At 67.6% G+C, this 17205-nt stretch carries 21 protein-coding genes, 1 tRNA gene and 1 pseudogene; 10 read left to right on the top strand and 13 right to left on the bottom strand.

The annotated features are described in order from the left end of the window. The 5 genes from H0523_RS17790 to H0523_RS17770 form a co-directional block, all read left to right on the top strand. A partial coding sequence (locus H0523_RS17790) for a TolC family protein (protein WP_180180109.1) occupies window positions 1–684 on the top strand: 684 nt, incomplete at its 5' end. Next, window positions 681–1133, top strand: coding sequence for a hypothetical protein (locus tag H0523_RS17785; RefSeq protein WP_054431613.1), 453 nt, complete (start codon window positions 681–683; stop codon window positions 1131–1133). The genes H0523_RS17790 and H0523_RS17785, both read left to right, overlap by 4 nt. Window positions 1134–1299: 166 nt before the next feature. Beyond that, window positions 1300–2250, top strand: coding sequence for a glycosyltransferase family 9 protein (locus tag H0523_RS17780; RefSeq protein ID WP_054431614.1), 951 nt, complete (start codon window positions 1300–1302; stop codon window positions 2248–2250). A 32-nt stretch (window positions 2251–2282) separates the two neighbouring features. Then, the gene (locus H0523_RS17775) at window positions 2283–3395 is read left to right on the top strand and encodes a glycosyltransferase family 4 protein (protein WP_054431615.1); all 1113 of its coding nucleotides are present in this window, start codon (window positions 2283–2285) and stop codon (window positions 3393–3395) included. 160 nt (window positions 3396–3555) lie between these two features. Continuing rightward, window positions 3556–4044, top strand: a complete 489-nt coding sequence (locus tag H0523_RS17770) for a hypothetical protein (protein ID WP_054431616.1) — start codon at window positions 3556–3558, stop codon at window positions 4042–4044. Window positions 4045–4201: 157 nt separating this feature from the next. On the opposite strand, the gene H0523_RS17765 is transcribed toward H0523_RS17770, so the two are convergent. From H0523_RS17765 to H0523_RS17755, 3 genes are all read right to left on the bottom strand, one after another. Continuing rightward, window positions 4202–4789, bottom strand: a complete 588-nt coding sequence (locus H0523_RS17765) for a GrpB family protein (RefSeq protein ID WP_054431617.1) — start codon at window positions 4787–4789, stop codon at window positions 4202–4204. 43 nt (window positions 4790–4832) lie between these two features. Continuing rightward, on the bottom strand, window positions 4833–5786 hold the full coding sequence (locus H0523_RS17760; protein WP_054431618.1) for an alpha/beta hydrolase family protein: 954 nt from the start codon (window positions 5784–5786) through the stop codon (window positions 4833–4835). 218 nt (window positions 5787–6004) lie between these two features. Further along, the gene (locus H0523_RS17755; protein WP_054431619.1) at window positions 6005–6379 is read right to left on the bottom strand and encodes an SH3 domain-containing protein; all 375 of its coding nucleotides are present in this window, start codon (window positions 6377–6379) and stop codon (window positions 6005–6007) included. Between the two features lie 20 nt (window positions 6380–6399). Between H0523_RS17755 and H0523_RS17750 the strand changes: the two are divergent. The 4 genes and pseudogenes from H0523_RS17750 to H0523_RS17735 all read left to right on the top strand — a co-directional run. Then, a pseudogene (locus H0523_RS17750) lies at window positions 6400–6507 on the top strand (type II toxin-antitoxin system HicA family toxin); the annotation flags it as partial. 20 nt (window positions 6508–6527) lie between these two features. Beyond that, entirely contained in the window at window positions 6528–6923 is a 396-nt protein-coding gene (locus H0523_RS17745; protein ID WP_054431620.1) for a type II toxin-antitoxin system HicB family antitoxin, read from the top strand. 147 nt (window positions 6924–7070) lie between these two features. Beyond that, window positions 7071–7235 (top strand): hypothetical protein, encoded by a 165-nt coding sequence (locus H0523_RS17740; RefSeq protein ID WP_156350098.1) that lies wholly within the window; start codon window positions 7071–7073, stop codon window positions 7233–7235. Between the two features lie 14 nt (window positions 7236–7249). Continuing rightward, window positions 7250–7450 carry a hypothetical protein gene (locus tag H0523_RS17735; RefSeq protein WP_156350100.1) on the top strand — a complete coding sequence of 67 codons (201 nt, stop codon included), beginning with the start codon at window positions 7250–7252 and terminating at the stop codon, window positions 7448–7450. Between the two features lie 31 nt (window positions 7451–7481). Here H0523_RS17735 and H0523_RS17730 read toward each other — a convergent pair whose 3' ends face one another. The 9 genes from H0523_RS17730 to H0523_RS17690 form a co-directional block, all read right to left on the bottom strand. Next, on the bottom strand, window positions 7482–7658 hold the full coding sequence (locus H0523_RS17730) for a hypothetical protein (protein WP_156350102.1): 177 nt from the start codon (window positions 7656–7658) through the stop codon (window positions 7482–7484). A gap of 504 nt (window positions 7659–8162) precedes the next feature. Further along, window positions 8163–8399, bottom strand: coding sequence for a hypothetical protein (locus H0523_RS17725; RefSeq protein WP_054431622.1), 237 nt, complete (start codon window positions 8397–8399; stop codon window positions 8163–8165). Window positions 8400–8747: 348 nt separating this feature from the next. Continuing rightward, window positions 8748–8824 (bottom strand) — tRNA-Arg (locus H0523_RS17720). Window positions 8825–8933: 109 nt separating this feature from the next. Further along, window positions 8934–9518: a helix-turn-helix domain-containing protein gene (locus H0523_RS17715; protein ID WP_054431623.1), complete on the bottom strand. Its 585-nt coding sequence runs from the start codon at window positions 9516–9518 to the stop codon at window positions 8934–8936. A 12-nt stretch (window positions 9519–9530) separates the two neighbouring features. Then, window positions 9531–10823 (bottom strand): NAD(P)/FAD-dependent oxidoreductase, encoded by a 1293-nt coding sequence (locus H0523_RS17710; RefSeq protein ID WP_054431624.1) that lies wholly within the window; start codon window positions 10821–10823, stop codon window positions 9531–9533. Between the two features lie 47 nt (window positions 10824–10870). Beyond that, window positions 10871–11560: an amino acid ABC transporter permease gene (locus H0523_RS17705; RefSeq protein WP_054431625.1), complete on the bottom strand. Its 690-nt coding sequence runs from the start codon at window positions 11558–11560 to the stop codon at window positions 10871–10873. Between the two features lie 2 nt (window positions 11561–11562). Then, window positions 11563–12255 (bottom strand): amino acid ABC transporter permease, encoded by a 693-nt coding sequence (locus H0523_RS17700; RefSeq protein WP_054431626.1) that lies wholly within the window; start codon window positions 12253–12255, stop codon window positions 11563–11565. 37 nt (window positions 12256–12292) lie between these two features. Beyond that, complete coding sequence (locus tag H0523_RS17695; RefSeq protein WP_054431627.1) at window positions 12293–13084, bottom strand: ABC transporter substrate-binding protein; 792 nt, start codon at window positions 13082–13084, stop codon at window positions 12293–12295. 197 nt (window positions 13085–13281) lie between these two features. Continuing rightward, entirely contained in the window at window positions 13282–14037 is a 756-nt protein-coding gene (locus H0523_RS17690) for an amino acid ABC transporter ATP-binding protein (protein ID WP_054431737.1), read from the bottom strand. A 128-nt stretch (window positions 14038–14165) separates the two neighbouring features. Here H0523_RS17690 and amaB point away from each other — a divergent pair, with 128 nt between their 5' ends. Next, entirely contained in the window at window positions 14166–15668 is a 1503-nt protein-coding gene (gene amaB, locus H0523_RS17685) for an L-piperidine-6-carboxylate dehydrogenase (RefSeq protein ID WP_054431628.1), read from the top strand. A gap of 67 nt (window positions 15669–15735) precedes the next feature. Here the strand turns inward: amaB and H0523_RS17680 are convergent, their stop codons facing one another. Further along, window positions 15736–17181 carry an amidase gene (locus H0523_RS17680; RefSeq protein ID WP_054431629.1) on the bottom strand — a complete coding sequence of 482 codons (1446 nt, stop codon included), beginning with the start codon at window positions 17179–17181 and terminating at the stop codon, window positions 15736–15738. Between the last annotated feature and the right edge of the window lie 24 nt (window positions 17182–17205).

Raw genomic sequence — 17205 nt, 5'->3', positions numbered from 1 at the left:
CCCCTGCCGACGCCGCCCGCGCTGCCGGCCGGCCTGCCCTCGGACGTGGTGCGCAACCGCCCCGACATCCGCGCGGCCGAACGCCGGGTGGCGGCGGCCACGGCCGGCGTCGGCGTGGCCACGGCGGCGCAATTTCCGACCTTCGTGATTCCCCTGGGCGTGGGCAGCGCCGCCAGCCTGGTGCACGACCTGTTCCGCGACGCCAGCGCCGTCTGGTCATTGGGCGCGGGCGCGCGCCACGCCGCCTATGACGGCGGGCGCGCCTCGGCCGGCGTGCGCGCCGCCGAGGCCGAAGCCCAGGCCAGCCAGCTGGCCTGGGCCCGCAGCGTGCGGCGCGCGTTCCAGGATGTCGAGGACGCGCTGGCCGGCCTGAACGCCGAACAGGCGCGCCAGCAGTCGCTGGCCGCCGCCGTCCACGACAGCCAGGACGCGCTCGACCGCGCCACGCGGCTGTACCGCAACGGCCTGAGCGGCTATCTCGGCGTCCTGACCGCCCAGCGCGCCACCTACCAGGCGCGCGACGCCCTGGCGCTGAGCCAGCTGGCGCGGGTGCGCCACGCCATCGGCCTGTACAAGGCGCTCGGCGCCGGCTGGCAGCCGCCCTCCACCACCGCGCAACCCGCCGCGCAGCCGCTCGCAAGCCCTCTCGTTTCCCCCTCCCCGCTTACCCGGAGCCCCTCATGAGCATCCACCCCGACGCCTTCCGCATCCACGATGTACGCCGCTATCCGCTCTGCCTGTTCGACCCGGCCCAGGTCCACCCCGGCTACGCCGCCCAATGGCAGACCGAAATGGAAGCCCTGCTGGCGGCCGGCCAGCCCTTCACCGTGGCCTACGTCGAACTGGACCCCGTCGAACCGCACGCAGACCGCAAGCAGCGCGGGCTCTGGCTCAAACACAACAAGGCGCGTCTGGGGCGGCTCTGCAAGGCCCAGATCAGCGTCGAGCCCGACGCCGGCCGCCGCGCCGAGGCCGAGCGGCAGGGGCAGCTGGCGGCGCGCGCCTTCGGCATCCCGCACGAGGCCGTGGCCACCCTGGAGGAAGCCGTGGCGCTGACGCGTCACCTGACCCGGCCGCAGCCCGCCCGCCCCGCCGACGCCTACGACATGCGCGGCTGGGAGAACATCAGTTGAATCCGCCCGGCGCCCCCGCCGGCCCCGGCCGGCGGCACAGATATGTATTTTTATGAAGCCGCGCCTGCCAAATTTTCACATTCCTTAAATGTATCGAAGAAGGTTTGGCCGCCCGCTCCTTTAGATTGCGTAGCCATCACACATGGCTACCGAGGAGAGGCAAAGCGTGTCGGACATCGTCGTCTACGTCAGAAGCCAGCCCCAGCTGGGCGACCAGATCGTCGCCTTCGCGACGCTCTACCAGCTCAAGGCCTGGTGGCCCGCGCGGCAGGTCAAGGTCGTCGCGCGCGACGACGTCGGCCACATCTACCGCGGCCTGCCGTGGGTCGATGAATTCGTGCGCGCCCGCAGCCTGCTGGATTACGCCCGCAGCCTGACCGCGCGGACCCAGGTGTCGGTCAGCCTGCACCACAGCAGCGAACGCTTCGGCCTCATCAACCTGCTGCGGCTGCCCGCCATCCGGCTGGGCTTTCGCAATGCCCGCTTCAGCGACCTGGTGTGGACCCATTGCCATCGCAAGGACGAGGCCGAGTACATCGGCCTGGCCAACCTGCGCCTGCTGGCGTCGTACCGTCCGCTGAACGCCGAGGAGGCGGCGCGCCGCTGCTTCACCGAACTGGCCCGCGCGCACCGACACACCACGCTCGGCGCGGACGTGGTGTTCATTCCCGGCGGCGGATCGGGTCCCTTCAAGCGCTGGAGCCTGGCGCACTACCTGCGGCTGGCCGACCGGCTCAAGCCGCTGCTGGGCGCCGACACCCGCTACACCTTCGTGCTGGGCCAGCAGGAAGCGCGCGAGCGCGCCGAGCTGGACGCCCTGCGGCGCGCCGACATCGAAGTGGCCTACTGTCGGCCGCTGTCCGAACTGAGCGCGATCATGCTGCGCGCGCGTCTGGTGGTGGCCAACGACTGCGGCCCGTCGCACGTGGCGCAGGCTGCCGGCGTGCCCTACGTCGGCATCTTCAACAGCGCCAATCCGGAATGGTTCTGGCGCCGTCGCAACGCCACCGACGTCGTGCCGCGGCATCCGCGCGACGGCATCAACTCGATCACCCCGGACCAGGTCGCGCACGCCTGTGCACGCGTGCTGTCGCACGCGCCCGCGGCCCGCGCCTGACGCGCGGCCGTCCTTACCCATCAGGTCACACCATGCGGATCCTGCATACTCTCGGCGAAAAAAGCCTGGGCGGACTCGAGTTCCGCACGCTCGACCAGGCCTGCTGGCTGGCGCGCCACGGCCATGACGCGGCCATCGCCGCCCCCGCCGGCAGCGCCATCAACCTGGCGGCGCGCCAGCGCGGCATCGCCACCGTCGACATCAACTTCGACGCGCCCTATTCGCCGGTCACCGTGCTGCGGCTGCGACGCGCCGTGCGGCGCCTGCACATCGACGTCATCGACAGCCATAGCCGCGCCGACGGCAAGACCGGCGCGCTGTGCCGCGACCTGTGCGCCGTGGTGCGCACTCGCCATTTCGCCAAGCCCATGCCGACCAGCGCGCGCCGCCGCCTGGAATGGAAGCTGGGCTGCGACCACGTGATCGCCACCAGCGCCGCCGGCCGCGACGCGCTGCTGGACGCGCGGCTGGCGCCGGCCGACCGCATCAGCGTGGTGGGCGAGTGGGCCGGCGACGAGTTCTTCCGCGCCGCCGACAAGCCGGGCGTGCGCCGCCAGGTGCGGCGCGAGCTGGCGCTGGGCCCGCACGACTACGTGATCTCGACCATCGGCATGCTGCGCCCCGAGAAACGCCAGGCCGACCTGCTGCGCGTGGTGCTGCGGCTGCGCCGCCACGCGGTGCCGGCCACCGCGCTGGTGGTGGGCATGGCCACCGCCGCCACCCAGGCGTACGCGAACGAGCTGCGCATCCTGGCCGCGCAGCTCGGCATTGCCGAGCACGTGGTGTTCGCCGGCCACCGCGCCGACGTGGCCGATCTGATCCATGCCTCCGACGTGGTGCTGGTGCCGTCCGCCACCGAAGCCTGGTCGCGGGTGGTGCCGGAGTCGTTCGCCGTGCGCTGCCCCGTGGTGGCCAGCAATGTCGGCGGCCTGCCCGAGATCGTCCGGCCCGGCGACACCGGCTGGCTGGCCGAGCCCGGCGACATCGCCGGCTTCGCCGACCGCATCATGCAGATCCGCGCCGACCCCGCCGCCACCGCCGCCGCCGTGGCCCATGCGCGCGGCTACGCCGAATCGCACTTCCGCCTGGCCGGCCAGATGCACCGCACGCTGGATGCTTACGCGCACGCGATGGCGCGGACATAGGCGCCGCCGCGAGCGGCATCCCGGACGAGCCCGTGACGCGTTCGAGCCCGTCCTCGAGCCGCGCCGCATATACCTGGTTACGTCTTTTACGCTGACGATTTCCTGTCTGGGCCGACCTGGAAATAGAATTCGCGCTTTCGGACTTCACGAGAAGCGCCTCATGATCCGCCGCACCCTGTCCATCGGTTCCGCCGCCCTGGGTTTCGCCCTGGTGAGCGGTTGCGTCTACCACCCGCCCGCCAACCAGCTGAACCGCTACGCCAACAGCATGATCGGCCAGAACCTCGACGCGGTCACCGCGCAGTTCGGCCCCGAGGATGCCCAGGGCGGCTCGGCCGCCTATCCCAACATCGGCACCCCGCAGAACCCGCGCTACGTGCATACCTGGAGCCGCTACGGCTCGACCCAGCACCGGAACTTCGTCCAGACCGGCACGGCGTCGACGGGCAGCACGCTGGTCACGGTGCTGCCGGCCGGCGGCGGCCAGGGCGCCATCCCGATCTACCAGCAGAACACCGCGCCGACGGGCTACTACACCCAGGAAGGCGAATCCTGCTACATGTCGTTCACCACCGACGCCAACAAGACCATCGTGTCGTACGACCTGCTCGGCAGCTACTGCGACAAGCTGTTCCTGAGCGGCGGCTGATCCCGGCGACCGCCGCCGGGCGCGGCCGCGCAGGCGCCCGGCGCATTGACTCCCGGCGCATTGACTCCCGGCGCATCGGCGCCCGGCGCACCGGCGCCCGACGCATCGGCGCCCGACGCATCGTCAGCGCGCCATCGTTCGGATCCGCAAGCGAACGCTAGAGAAAGCCGGCCGCCCGGAACATCCGTTCGTAGATATCGCGGATCACCGCCTGCTTGCGCAGGTTGTAGTCGGCCACCTGGTCCACCCCTTGCGCGGCGGCATGCTTGGCCGCCGCGTAGCGATCGCGGTCATCGTCATGCGCGCGCAGCCAGTCGCGGAACATGCGGTGGCGGATGTTCTCGGGGCAATCCGGGCCGAACACATGCAGGTTGACGCGCGGCGCCGCCAATTGCAGGCAGCGATGCTGGTGCCACGACGGCTCGCGGATCGTCAGCACATAACCCAGCGCTTCCAGCGCGGGCACGTAAGCGGCCTCGTCGGCCGGGTCGGCCACCGCCACGTCGATGTCCACCACCGGCTTGGCCGGCAACCCCTGCACCGCCGTCGACCCCACGTGGTCGATGCGCAGCGCCGCCGGCCCCAGCGCCGCCGCGATGTCGGCGGCCAGGCGCGCATAGCGCGCGGGCCAGTCCGGGTCGTACGGCGCCACCGCCACCGCTTCCGGCGCCGGCTTGCCGCGCACCCACGGATCCTCGTCGGGATCCGAGTCGTAGTGCCGCATGATGTCTTCGGGCGTGGGCATGGCCTGTCCTTGGGCAACGAACCGCTATTGTAGAAAGCCCGCGTCAGGGCGCCGGCAGATCGCGCAGCCACGCGGCCATGTCGTCGGCCACCTCGCCCATGCGGCTGACGCCGTCCGCGTCGCGCAGGCCATGGTCCAGCCGCGGATAGGCGCGATAGGCGATATTGCGCTGCCCCGCGCGCCGCAGATCCTCGACCATGCGTTCGACCGCCCCCGGCGACACCGAGGCGTCGCGCCCGCCCTGCACGATCAGCAACGGCGTGCGCACGCGCGCGAGCACCGCCTGTTGATCCAGCGCCAGCGCCTGCCGCCACCATGCGTGGCCGTGGCTGCTGGCGACCAAGTCCGACGACGGCGTCTCGCGCAGGAACGCGGCGAACTCCCGGAACCCCGCCGCCGAGGCCGCCTTGGCCTCGTCCGGCGTGTCGCCGGCCTCGATGGTGTGCAGCACATCGTCGAGGAACCAGCGCCCGCCGCCATTGAAGGCGATACTGGCGTCGACCGCCCCGCCGCGCGCGGCCAGCAGGTTGGCCACCACCGCGCCTTCGCTGCCGCCCAACGCCACCACGCGCCGGTACGCGCCATGACGGCGCAGCAAAGCGATCACGGCCTCGTAGTCGCGCACGCGCTGGTCGAAGTCGTCATGCAGCAGGTACGCCCGCGGACAATCGGCGCGGTTCTCGCCGTCGTCCTGCTGATAGGGCAAGGCCGCATCGATGCCGTACTTGTCGACCGTCAACACATCGGCCGCCGGCAGCGCCCGCCACAGCTGCTCGCGGATCGCGCGGTTGTGGCGGACGCTGTTGCAGTCGGATCCCTGCGCCACCACCAGCAGGCTGTCGGCGGCCCGCGCCGGATCGCGCTGCTGCAGGTAATAGGCGATCGACGAGCCGTCGGGGCGCGGCAAGCGGCCCTGCTCGATCAGTTGGGCGTGGACGGGCAGGCAGGCGGCCAGGATGGCGGCCGATAGCAGCAGGCGAACCCAGCGCTGCCGCAATCGCAGACAAACCCGCGGCGTCTCTTTGATTTTTGTACCCAGCGTCATGCTGCGAAGGATACGCCATGTCCAGGCGTCCGAGTTTTCGCCCACGGCCGCCGCGTCAAGGCTGCTGGCGTCATAGACTGCCTCGTTGCAATCATGGGTTGCCGTGCGCGCGCCACCACACCGGAAATCTCATTGCGACAGCGGCAAAAAGCCCAATGCCTGGCGGGCATTCATGCCTCATGCGCGCGTACGCGCACATTCTCCAGTGGGACCCACCCGGCAGCCCCATCGGACAATCTCGTCGCCCACACCCACCCGTTTTGTTGACGCCCGCCATGCAGGATCTCGCCCGGAACCACATCCAATTCCTTGTTGGTGAAGTCCTCCCGCAACGAAGCGGTGCCGTCCCCGTGCCGCGCCAGGATCTGCCCGGGCACGAAACCCGCCTCTTGCCCGGGCGCCGAGCACAGGTACCAGTCGGGCCAACCTTCCGGCCCGTCATAGACCTCTCCGACCGATACGCGATCGCCCGTTTTCAAGACCAGGGGCTCGGGGAATTCGCTGACATGCGGCGCGATGACGATATAGGCGTGTTCGACAGTCATGGAAAAACCTCAAGTGGGATCAATTCAAGCATCCGGCCAAACCTGGCAAGGTCACGGTGCCGCACCCCAAGAAAGACCTGCCGATGCAGACCCTGCGCAGCATCCTCAAACAAGCCGGCCTGCGTTAGCCGCCCCTTTGGAGATCCGAATGCTCTACCCGGTCCACGTACACAAGGATGAAGGCAGCGCCTACGGGGCATCCTTCCCGGATTTTCCCGGCTGTTTCGCGGCCGCGGACGATCTGCAGGATCTGCCGCGCGCGGCCCAGGAAGCCGTGGAAGCGCATTTCCACGGCGACACCGCGGGCATCCCCGCGCCCTCAACGCCTGAAGCGTGGATGAGCCACGAAGACTTCCAGGGCGGCTACTGGATGATGGTCGATATCGATCTGTCCAAGGTCAACACCAAAGCCGTCAGGCTGAACATCAGCCTGCCCGAGAACCTGGTGCATCGCATCGACCAGGCCGCCGAGGCCCGCCGCATGTCCCGCTCCGCGTTCCTGGCCATGGCCGCCGAACACGAAATGTCCGCGTCCGCGGCCTGAGGCCAGTCCTTCGCATCGTCGGCAACTTTCCAACGCTGGCTTGATTGTTCTAGTAATTGCCAGGTCGGCAACCCATCGTGATGTTTGATCTGGTAGGCAGCGACAGCGACGATTTCGACATTGACGCATTCGCCCCCCGCGCTCTCCATGGCCCTGCGCGTGCGCGCCGATTCCTACCTCGACCACCACGGCCACCAGTTCACCTGGGATTTCTCGGGCAACCCCGCGCAGCGTGTGGCGCTGAGTGCCCGATGGGGCGAAGTGGCCGAAATCTCAGTCATGCAGTTCGGCCCCGCGCCTCAAGCCCAGTAGAGGGGGCAGTAACCATGGATTTAGATAAAGCTATGGCAGGCTGGCGCAACATGCTGCTGGAGGCGATCGCCGACCGGAACTATGCCGAGAAGGCGATGCGGCGACGCAATTGCCATGACCAAATGTGGAATTGCATGTGGAAGGCACGGCGCAGGTGCGACGAAATTGCCGCCATTGCGATTCAAGCTTGCGGCGGGATGGCAAGCTCGTGGTGACAGGCCCAGCTCCTGTCCCGCGTGCTCGGAGCTATTCCTGCCTAAATGCCGCGGCGTTTCCTAGCTTCGCATGCACAAGATAGATATCCACAAGTAGGTGGAGTTCGTAATCGCCAAGCTTTTCCCCGGACATGAGCTTGTTCGCTATCCCGTCAATTTGCTCATCGCCCGTGTCGCCATTGCCAACAATGTTCAATGGGTTGGTCATGACGTCTTTCTCCTTGAGGTTCGATCTTATGGAGAGGCTCTGCGTCCATCAATAGGCTTGGTGTCACCTGGCCAGTTGCCGTCATGCGAGAAGAATTTTGTATCACCAGCAGCCATAGAAGACTCGACAGGATGATGTCGGCCTGGTGTGCGCCCTCTCCCTCTCAGCGCTGACTATGAGGCAGTTTGCTCGAGCGTCGCTACATCTTGGTAGAGGCAGCTTTTTCAGGGTCTCTTCATCCCCCAAGTTTGGCCTTCACTCGGAGACATCCATGCCAATCTACTTCGTGTTCGCGTTGATGCTGTTCCTTCTCACCCGCTGCAGCTAAGCCGCGACGTCCGCCCTGGCGACGTAAAAGGCCAGGCCAGGCCCGCCCCATCACCTCACTTCTCGGAATCACCATGCTCAAGTTCATCGAAGCCCTGCTCGACATCCTCGCGCCCATTCTCAGCGTACTGGACCGCAGCGGAAAGCTGTAGCCCCTACCCACTATGGGTGGTCGGGTCAGGCAAGCGAAACCACAATTCGCTTGCTGATCCCGCGCTCACGGACCGAGAAGGAAGTGGAATATGCGGTACCGCTTCGCTTCGCCTGCGCCATTGCGCGCAGATTGATCCCCTGAGCCATCAATTTGGAGTGCCCCGACTCCGGTAGCATCTTGCTGGCAAGAGAAACCAAGAAGGCTGGCGCCTTGATCGTTTTTTCGTGTTGGCCATCGATGAACTTCTCGATCTTCAGCATTTCTTGATGTCCTTATGCAAGGCGTAGTTGACCCGCAGATGAACCACCGGGCAATGGCGGGCACAAGTTTACATGAGCAGAATGGCAAGCCGGGTCGGTCACCGCGCCAGCATTTGCTGACCTGATCGGGCCTCCGGCCTGCTCTCCGAAGCTTCAAAATCGAGACGCCGACGCATACGACTTTGCAACCCACGCGAACCCCGCGACGACCCATCGACACTACGACCGCCGACACATCAAAACGGCTTCGGCAACCGAGTGAAATTCTAACCCTGGCTTTTTTGTTCCAACGCTTAGCATCGCGGCGTTTTTGAAGAAGCCCTAAACTATTGTAATTATTAGGCTTTCTGGCGCGGCAGGAGGGGCTCGAACCCCCGACCCCGGGCTTAGAAGGCCCGTGCTCTATCCAGCTGAGCTACTGCCGCGCGGTGCGTGACTGTCCGGAACCAGTCCGGGCGGCGCATTTTACCCTGTTGCGGACGGCCCGTGGCGCCGCCGGGCCGCACCGCCCGGTTTATCAGTCGCTGGAACGGTTCACTCCTCGCCCAGGTCGGCGTGGGTGGACACCCACAGCACCAGCGCGTCCTGTTTGCTCAGGCTGATCACCCGGTGGCCCATGCGGCTGTCGATATAGAAGCTCTCGCCCGTCTTCAGCCGTGCCGGCTCGTAGAACTCCGTGTACAGCTCGACCTCGCCTTCCAGCACGTAGACGAATTCCTCCCCGCCATGGCGGCTCCAGTCCTGGAATTCGTCGAACGAGCGCGCCTTGACGCGGGTGTGGAACGGCATCATGCGCTTGTGCGACAGCGCGGTACAGAGCAAGCGGTGGTCGTAATACGGGGTTTCGTACTGGCGCCCCTCGCCCTGGCGGCTGAGGCTGCGGCGGCCGGTGCCCATGTGGGCGTCCGAGGCGGTGAACAGCTCGGCCACGTCCAGGTCCAGGCCCGCGGCGATCTTGATCAGGTTGTCATAGGTGGGCGAGAGCAGGCCGTTCTCGATTTTCGAGAGCGTGGACGCGGACACGCCGGTGGCCTGCGCCGCCTGCTTGAGCGTCCAATCGCGCGCCTGGCGCAGGGCTCGCAGCCGTTGTGCCAACACGCTCTGTTTGTTGCCTTGCATCTGTACACCCTGTCATGCCCGCGACTGCCGCTCCCGCCACCAATCGCGCGCCTGGTAAGACCAATATGTGAGTTGAACCGCCGCCGTGCCCAGCGCCCCGCCGTTCCAGGCCAGCCCGAACGGCTCGAACAGCCGGTAACGCTGGCTGTCGCCGGAAATCCCTTCGGCCACGACGCGGCCGCCGATGGCGGTGGTGTTCATGCCGTGCCCGCCAAAGGCCGTGCAGTACCAGACGTCGGGCGCCAGCTTGCCGATCTGCGGCATCAGATGCCGCGCGTAGGCCATGCGCCCGGACCACGCGGTCTCGACGCGCAGCCCCTGCAACTGGGGGTAGACGCTGAGCAGTTCGCGGCGCAGGGACTCGGCCAGATCGGGCGGATCATCGACACGGGTGGTGATTCTACTGCCCCAGCCGATGCGGCCGCCATCGAGCACCCGGTAGTAGTTGCCGGCGCGGCGGTCGTCGCCGATGGCGGCCTGGGTGCGGATGGCCTCGCGCACCCGCTCGCCCAGCGGCTCGGTCAGCATGATGTAGGTGGCGATCGGCAGCATCGCCCGGCGCAGCGCCGGCACCACGTCGCCGGTATAGCCGCCGGTGGCCAGCACCACGGTGCGCGCGTCGACCTGGCCGGCGGCGGTCCGCAGCTGGCGCGACGGCCCCTCGAAACGCGCCTGGGTGACGGGCGAATCCTCGTGGATGCGCACGCCCAGCCGCGCGCACTCGCGCGCCAGGGCGCGGGCGTAGTTCAGCGGATGGAAGTGGAACGACGACAGGTCCTCGATGCCCTGGAAGTAGGCGTCCGACAGCAGCCGCTCGCGCACCTCGGCGCGGCCCAGCAGGCGCACGTCGCGGCCGAAGTCGCGCCACTGGTCCTCGCAATAGCGCCGCAGCGCGTCGCTGGCCTCGTAGCGCACCACCCGCAGGCGGCCGTCGACCTTGTGGGCGTCGGCGATGCGCAGGTCGCGGATGTTGTCGCGGATGATGTCGACGCCCTCCATCGACAGCCGGTACAGCTGGCGGTAGTGGTCTTCGTCCACGTGCTTGCGGATGGCGTCGGCGCCGGCCGAGAACGCGGGCGACACCGAGCCGCCGTTGCGGCCCGAGGCGCCCCAGGCGATGCGGCGCCCTTCCAGCAGCGTCACGGCGTGGCCGCGGCGGGCCAGTTCCAGCGCCGTGGTCAGGCCGGCCAGCCCGCCGCCCACGACGCAGACGTCGGTCTCGGCCGCGCCCGCCAGCGGCGGGTAGTAGGTCTGCGCATCGCCCAGCGTGCGCTTGTAATAGGTGTCGATGTACTCGGTAGCCATGGTCGTGGGTCAGGGCCCGTGCGGGACTCTCGTCGATATGGGCGGGCCTAGTTCAGCCCGGCGCCCTGCAGCCCGCCGGTCAGGCGCTTCTCCAGCCAGGTGGCCAGGCGCAGCAGCGGATAGCAGTACAGGAAGTAGATGGCGGCGATCATGCTGTAGATGAACAGCGATTTCGCCGGGAAGGTGATGATGAAGACCTCGCCCTGCCGCGTCAGCTCGGTGATGCCGACCACCGACAGGATGGCGGTGCTCTTGATCAGCATGACGTAGACGCCGCTCATGGGCTGCACGATCAGGCGCATGGCCTGCGGCAGGATCACCAGCCGCAGGATCTGCAACGGCCGCAGGCCCAGCGTCATGGCGCCCTCGGTCTGGCCGCGCGGCACGGCGCGGATGGCGCCGCTGACGATCTCGGCCACGTAGCACGAGGTGTAGACCGACAGCGACACGAACGCGGCCGTGCCCGACTCCCAGTGCAGCAGCTCGATGCCGGTGCTGGGCAGCACGAAGTAGAAGATGTAGAGCTGCACCAGGAACGGCGTGCCGCGCAGCACGTGGATGTACAGCCCCAGCAGCTGGTGCAGGCCGCGGATGCGGTAGCTGCGGATGACGCCGATCACGAAGCCCAGCAGCGAGCCCGCGATGATCGCCATGAACGAGATCTTCAGCGTCTCCCAGAAGCCCTTGAGCAGGAACGGCAGCACGACGCCGGCGGTGGACAGGTAGGAATCCAGCATGCTTACCTCGCGTTCCAGGCGGGACCGGCCAGCCACAGGCTCACGCCGCGCGACAGCATCAGCATCACGGCGTAGATCAGCAGATAGCCGGCGGCGATGGTCAGGAAGCTCTCGGTGGGCACGATGCGATCGCTGTTCATCTGCACGCCCGCGGCCACCAGTTCGAACACCGTGATCAGCGACAGCAGCGAAGTGTCCTTGATCAGCACGGCGGTCTGCCCCAGCAGCGGCGGCAGCGTGTTGGCGAAGGCCTGCGGCAGCACCACGTAGCGCAGGCGCTGGTGGTAGTTCATGCCGCAGGCCTTGGCGCCTTCGATCTGGCCGCGCGGCACCGACTCGATGCCGACGCGGATGATCTCGCTCATGTAGGCGGCGTGGTGCAGCGTCATGGCCAGGATGCCCAGCAGCATCTCGCTCCAGCCCTTGGCGCCGGGCACCAGCATCGGCACCGCGTAATACACCAGGTAGATCTGCACCAGCAGCGGGGTCGAGCGGATGAACTGCACGTAGCCCGCCACCGGCCGCCAGACCGCGGCGCGCGGCGACATGCGCGCCAGCGCCAGCGGAATGCCGGCCAGCACCGACAGCACCAGGCTGACGCCGGCCGCGATCAGGGTGTTGGCCAGCCCGGTGGCGAACTGGCCCGTGTACTGGCTGACGATGCGCCAGTTGTAGTAGTCGATCAGCCAGTCCATTCAGGTCCTGTCGGTCAGTGGTGGGAAGCGCGCGCGATCAGTGGTCTTTCTTCCAGTCGGTCGAATACCAGTACTTGACCTGTTCCGGCAGCGTGTTGTCGGCGGTCTTGAGCGTCTGCCAGTTGTCGAGCCAGAACTTCAGGCGGAAGGCGTTGGGGCCGACGGCGAAGGCCAGCGGCTCGCGCACCATGATGCCGTCCAGCACCCGCAGGTTGCCGAAGTCGACCAGGAACTGGTTGGCGGTGGACAGGGACATGATGCCGGCGTCCAGGCGGCCGGTGGACAGCGCCTGGCCGACCGGCGCGCTGCCGCCGGAGAATTCCTTGAGCGTGGCCTTGGGCAGCATCTTCTTGCCGACCTCGGCATAGGTGCTGGCGCCCAGCGCGCCGACGGTCACGCCGTCCTTGTCCAGCTCCGCGTACGACTTGTACGGCGAATCCTTGGGCACCACGGCGACGGTGTCGGCGTAGAACATCGGCGCCGAGAACAGCACCTGGGCGGCGCGCGCCGGGGTCGGCGTCATGTCGGCGGCCACCATGTCGGCCTTGCCCGACAGCAGCGCCGGGATCAGGCCCTTCCATTCGTAGTCCTGCAGCACCAGCTTGACGCCCAGGTCGTCGGCCATGCGCTTGGCCACCTCGACCGCCAGGCCGGTGCGCTTGCCGCTCTTGTCCATGAAGCTCATCAGCGGGCCGGAGGTCTGCACCGCCACCCGCAGTTCGCCGCGCTTGATGATGTCCGACAGCTCGTCGGCCCGGGCCGGCTGCGCGATCGCGGCCACGGCCAGCGCGACGCCGGCGGCTCCCAGCCATTGTTTGATTTTCAGCATTTGCTTCCCCTTCTGGATGAATGACGTGTGTCGTTCCGGGCGTACACCTGATGCCGGCGGCGCCCGGTCAGGCCGGGCCGGCCCTGCTTGCTGCGTACTGCGGTTGCTGCGTGATGCGGATGCGGCGTGCTGCGTGAAGCGAAGACTGCGTGATGCGTAGATACGAACGGCCACGCGGGCCCGGCGCCGCCGGCCCGCTACAGAATCTTTTCCAGGAAGGCGCGGGTGCGCGCCTCTTTCGGCTGGCCGAAGACCTCGGCCGGGGTGCCGGACTCGACGATGCGGCCGGCGTCCATGAACAGCGCGCGGTCGCCCACGTCGCGGGCGAAGCCCATCTCGTGCGTCACCACCGCCATGGTCATGCCGTCGCGCGCCAGGGCGTGCATCAGCTCCAGGATGCCGCAGACGGTCTCCGGATCGAGCGCCGAGGTGGCTTCGTCGAACAGCATCAGCTTGGGATCCATCGCCAGGGCGCGGGCGATCGCCACGCGTTGCTGCTGGCCGCCGGACAACTGGCTGGGATAGCGCGCGCCGAAGTCGGCCATGCCGACCCGGTCCAGCAATTCGAGCGCGTAACGCTCGGCCTGGGCCCGGTCGCGGCCGCGCACCACGCGCTGCGGCAGGGCCACGTTGTCGAGCGCGGTGCGATGCTGGAACAAATTGAAGTGCTGGAACACCATGCCGACGTCGGTGCGCCAGCGGTTGACGTCGGTGGCCGGGTCGGTCAGCGACACGCCGTCGACCCGGATGGTGCCGCTGTCGATGCGTTCCAGGCCATTGAGGGTGCGCAGGAAGGTGCTCTTGCCCGAGCCCGACGGCCCCACCACCACCAGCACCTCGCCACGGTCCAGGCGGCAGTCGATGCCCGCCAGCGCCAGATGATCGGGCTGGCCTTCGCGCTGATAGGTCTTGGTGACCGACTCGACTAGCAGCAGGGGTTCTGACACGCGCATCGCCTTCAAAAAAAGGTTTCGCATTTCACGCTGGAGTTTCGTATAGTAAATTTATTTCCAGAATCGCCACTTAGGCATAACCCTTAAGCGAAGGCTCGCCCCTTCGCCGGCATCTCCAAGGAACCGGTATGGACACGCCCCAAGACATCCTGCGCGCACTCGGCCTCAATCCCGCGACCCTGACCGGCGGCACGCTCGTCGCCCGCAGCCCGATCGACGGCGCCGAGCTGGCCCAGGTCCACGAGCACACGGTGGCGCAGGCCCATGCGGCCATCACCCGCGCCCGCCAGGCCAGCCTGGCCTGGCGCGACGTGCCGGCGCCGCGCCGCGGCGAACTGCTGCGCCTGTTCGGCGAAACGCTGCGCCAGCACAAGCGCGAGCTGGGCCGCCTGGTCAGCCTGGAAGCCGGCAAGATCGTGGCCGAGGGCGAAGGCGAGGTCCAGGAAATGATCGACATCTGCGACTTCGCCGTGGGCCTGTCGCGCCAGCTGTACGGCCTGACCATCGCCTCCGAGCGCCCCGGCCACCGCATGATGGAAACCTGGCATCCGCTGGGCGTGGTAGGCGTCATCAGCGCCTTCAACTTCCCGGTGGCGGTGTGGTCGTGGAATGCCGCGCTGGCGCTGGTGTGCGGCAACGCCGTGGTCTGGAAGCCGTCGGAAAAGACGCCGCTGACCGCGCTGGCCTGCCAGGCGCTGTTCGCGCAGGCGGTACAGCGCTTCGGCGACGCGCCGGCCGGCCTGTCGGAAGTGCTGATCGGCGGCCGCGACATCGGCGAGGCGCTGGTGGATTCGCACGCCGTGGCGCTGGTGTCGGCCACCGGCTCGACCCGCATGGGCCGCCAGGTCGGCCCGCGCGTGGCGCAGCGCTTCGGCCGCGTGCTGCTGGAACTGGGCGGCAACAACGCCATCATCGTCGGCCCCACCGCCGACCTCGACATGGCCGCGCGCGGCATCGTCTTCGGCGCCATCGGCACCGCCGGCCAGCGCTGCACCACCACGCGCCGCCTGATCGTGCACGAAAGCGTGGCCAACGACCTGCTGCAACGCCTGCACAAGGCCTATGCCAGCGCGCCCATCGGCAACCCGCTGGACGGCAAGAACCTGGTCGGCCCGCTGATCGACCGCGCCTCGTTCGACGCCATGCAGGCCGCGCTCAAGGCCGCCGGCGAACAGGGCGGCAAGGTCACCGGCGGCGAACGCGTGCTGGCCGACCAGTACCCGGACGCCTGGTACGTGCGCCCCGCCATCGCCGAGATGCCCGGCCAGACCGACGTGGTCTGCCACGAGACCTTCGCGCCGATCCTGTACGTGATGCGCTACAGCGACTTCAACCAGGCGCTGGCGCTGCAGAACGGCGTGCCGCAAGGCCTGTCGTCGGCCATCTTCACCAACGACCTGCGCGAGGCCGAGACCTTCCTGTCGGCCTCGGGTTCGGACTGCGGCATCGCCAACGTCAACATCGGCACCTCGGGCGCCGAGATCGGCGGCGCCTTCGGCGGTGAAAAGGAAACCGGCGGCGGCCGCGAGTCGGGTTCGGATGCCTGGCGCAACTACATGCGCCGCGCCACCAACACCATCAACTACTCGCGCAACCTGCCGCTGGCGCAGGGCATCAAGTTCGGCGAATAAGCCGCGTGGTACGTGGCCCCATGACCCGTGCAGGCAACGCCGTGCGGGCATCATGGGGCCACCGGCGTCAATCGCCGAACGCGAAGGGCATCCTGGCGTGATGCTCGATGTCCTCGGCCACCTGCATGCACAGGTCCGCGCGGAAGTCGGCGGCGAACAGTTGCACGCCCTGGGGCACATGGCCATCACGCAGTCCCGTCGGCACGCTCATGGAGGGATAGTTCAAGGCCACCAGCGACAGCAGGGGAATCTGCGCCGGGAGCAGCACATTGCGGAAGTGGTCGGCGCCTTTCAAGTCATCCCCCCACCGGAACGGCTCCTGCCCCGAGATCGGCAGCATGATCACGGGATACACCGCCAGGATCTCGTTGTAGCGCCGCCTCAGTTCATCGCGCTTGGCAATGGCGAGGATGTATTCGCGCAGGTCCTTGGCGCCCCCATACACGTCGCACATATCCCGCCATGCCCGCTGGATGTCGCGGGAACCCAATTCGGCAACGACCTCGCCCATCATGGTGGTTTTATCGGCGACCACGATCTTGCTCCAGACTTCCGTCGCCAGCAGGAAATCCGGCAGCGTTATCTCTTCGACCACATAGCCATCCTGCTCCAGCCAAGCCGCGGTCTTGCGCAGATTGTCCTTGATGACGGGTTCGATCCGCATGCCCTCTATTTCCGTCACCAGCGCGATGCGCTTGATCCTGTGTTCGTCATAGGTCAGCGGCGCGGGCACCCAGGCCTGATCCCGGATGCTCTTGCGTGACAGCACCTCCAGCCCCAGGCGGATGTCATTGACGCAACGCGCCAGGGGGCCTTCGACCGAAAAGAACGCACTGGCAAACGCCCGGCCGCCGGGACTGCCGGGATCGAATTGCGGCACCGTGCCCCAGGTCGGGCGCAACCCGTACACCCCGCAGGCATACGCCGGATAACGAATCGAGCCGCCGATATCGTTGCCATGCCCGATGAAACCCATGCCCGAGGCCACGGCGCTTGCCGCGCCGCCGCTGCTGCCGCCGGGCGTCAATGCCTCGTCCCAGGGATTCAGCGTGCGTCCGAACAGCGGATTCTCGGAGAAAAAACGCAGCGCGAATTCCGGCAGATTGGTCATGCCGAGCGTGACGCAGCCCGCGGCGTTGAAGTTTTCCGCGATCGTGCTGTCGTGCTGGCTGACACGATTCCTGAAGACGCCGCCGTTGGTGTTTCTCTCGCCCTTCACATCGACGTTGTCCTTGATCGTGACGGGAACGCCATGCAGGGGCGACAACAGCGTTCCGCGCGCCAACAGCTCGTCGGCCTGCCTGGCCTGAAGCAGCGCCTTGTCCGTCATCAGGTTGATGATGGCATTCAGCCGCGGATTGACCTGCTCGATGCGATCGAGCACGCTTTGGGTCGCCTCGACCGAACTGACCGCCTTGTGGCGAATGGCCCGCGCGATTTCGGTGGCCGTCCACTGCCAGAGCGGCGTGGCGGGCAGGCTTTTCCTGACTGCCGTGGTGTCGTTGAAATGCATGACGGACTCTCCTTGTCCTGACGA

The sequence above is a fragment of the Achromobacter insuavis genome (genome assembly GCF_902859645.1).
Taxonomy (GTDB): domain Bacteria; phylum Pseudomonadota; class Gammaproteobacteria; order Burkholderiales; family Burkholderiaceae_B; genus Achromobacter; species Achromobacter insuavis.
This window is presented reverse-complemented; position numbering and strand designations above follow the sequence as displayed.

Bases quoted from the DNA above. Each gene is read 5' to 3' on its own strand.
- H0523_RS17785 (WP_054431613.1), top strand. From the start codon at position 681: ATGAGCATCCACCCCGACGCCTTCCGCATCCACGATGTACGCCGCTAT.
- H0523_RS17775 (WP_054431615.1), top strand. From the start codon at position 2,283: ATGCGGATCCTGCATACTCTCGGCGAAAAAAGCCTGGGCGGACTCGAG.
- H0523_RS17770 (WP_054431616.1), top strand. From the start codon at position 3,556: ATGATCCGCCGCACCCTGTCCATCGGTTCCGCCGCCCTGGGTTTCGCC.
- H0523_RS17765 (WP_054431617.1), bottom strand. From the start codon at position 4,789: ATGCCCACGCCCGAAGACATCATGCGGCACTACGACTCGGATCCCGAC.
- H0523_RS17755 (WP_054431619.1), bottom strand. From the start codon at position 6,379: ATGACTGTCGAACACGCCTATATCGTCATCGCGCCGCATGTCAGCGAA.
- H0523_RS17745 (WP_054431620.1), top strand. From the start codon at position 6,528: ATGCTCTACCCGGTCCACGTACACAAGGATGAAGGCAGCGCCTACGGG.
- H0523_RS17740 (WP_156350098.1), top strand. From the start codon at position 7,071: ATGGCCCTGCGCGTGCGCGCCGATTCCTACCTCGACCACCACGGCCAC.
- H0523_RS17735 (WP_156350100.1), top strand. From the start codon at position 7,250: ATGGATTTAGATAAAGCTATGGCAGGCTGGCGCAACATGCTGCTGGAG.
- H0523_RS17730 (WP_156350102.1), bottom strand. From the start codon at position 7,658: ATGACCAACCCATTGAACATTGTTGGCAATGGCGACACGGGCGATGAG.
- H0523_RS17725 (WP_054431622.1), bottom strand. From the start codon at position 8,399: ATGCTGAAGATCGAGAAGTTCATCGATGGCCAACACGAAAAAACGATC.
- H0523_RS17715 (WP_054431623.1), bottom strand. From the start codon at position 9,518: ATGCAAGGCAACAAACAGAGCGTGTTGGCACAACGGCTGCGAGCCCTG.
- H0523_RS17710 (WP_054431624.1), bottom strand. From the start codon at position 10,823: ATGGCTACCGAGTACATCGACACCTATTACAAGCGCACGCTGGGCGAT.
- H0523_RS17705 (WP_054431625.1), bottom strand. From the start codon at position 11,560: ATGCTGGATTCCTACCTGTCCACCGCCGGCGTCGTGCTGCCGTTCCTG.
- H0523_RS17700 (WP_054431626.1), bottom strand. From the start codon at position 12,255: ATGGACTGGCTGATCGACTACTACAACTGGCGCATCGTCAGCCAGTAC.
- H0523_RS17695 (WP_054431627.1), bottom strand. From the start codon at position 13,084: ATGCTGAAAATCAAACAATGGCTGGGAGCCGCCGGCGTCGCGCTGGCC.
- H0523_RS17690 (WP_054431737.1), bottom strand. From the start codon at position 14,037: ATGCGCGTGTCAGAACCCCTGCTGCTAGTCGAGTCGGTCACCAAGACC.
- amaB (WP_054431628.1), top strand. From the start codon at position 14,166: ATGGACACGCCCCAAGACATCCTGCGCGCACTCGGCCTCAATCCCGCG.
- H0523_RS17680 (WP_054431629.1), bottom strand. From the start codon at position 17,181: ATGCATTTCAACGACACCACGGCAGTCAGGAAAAGCCTGCCCGCCACG.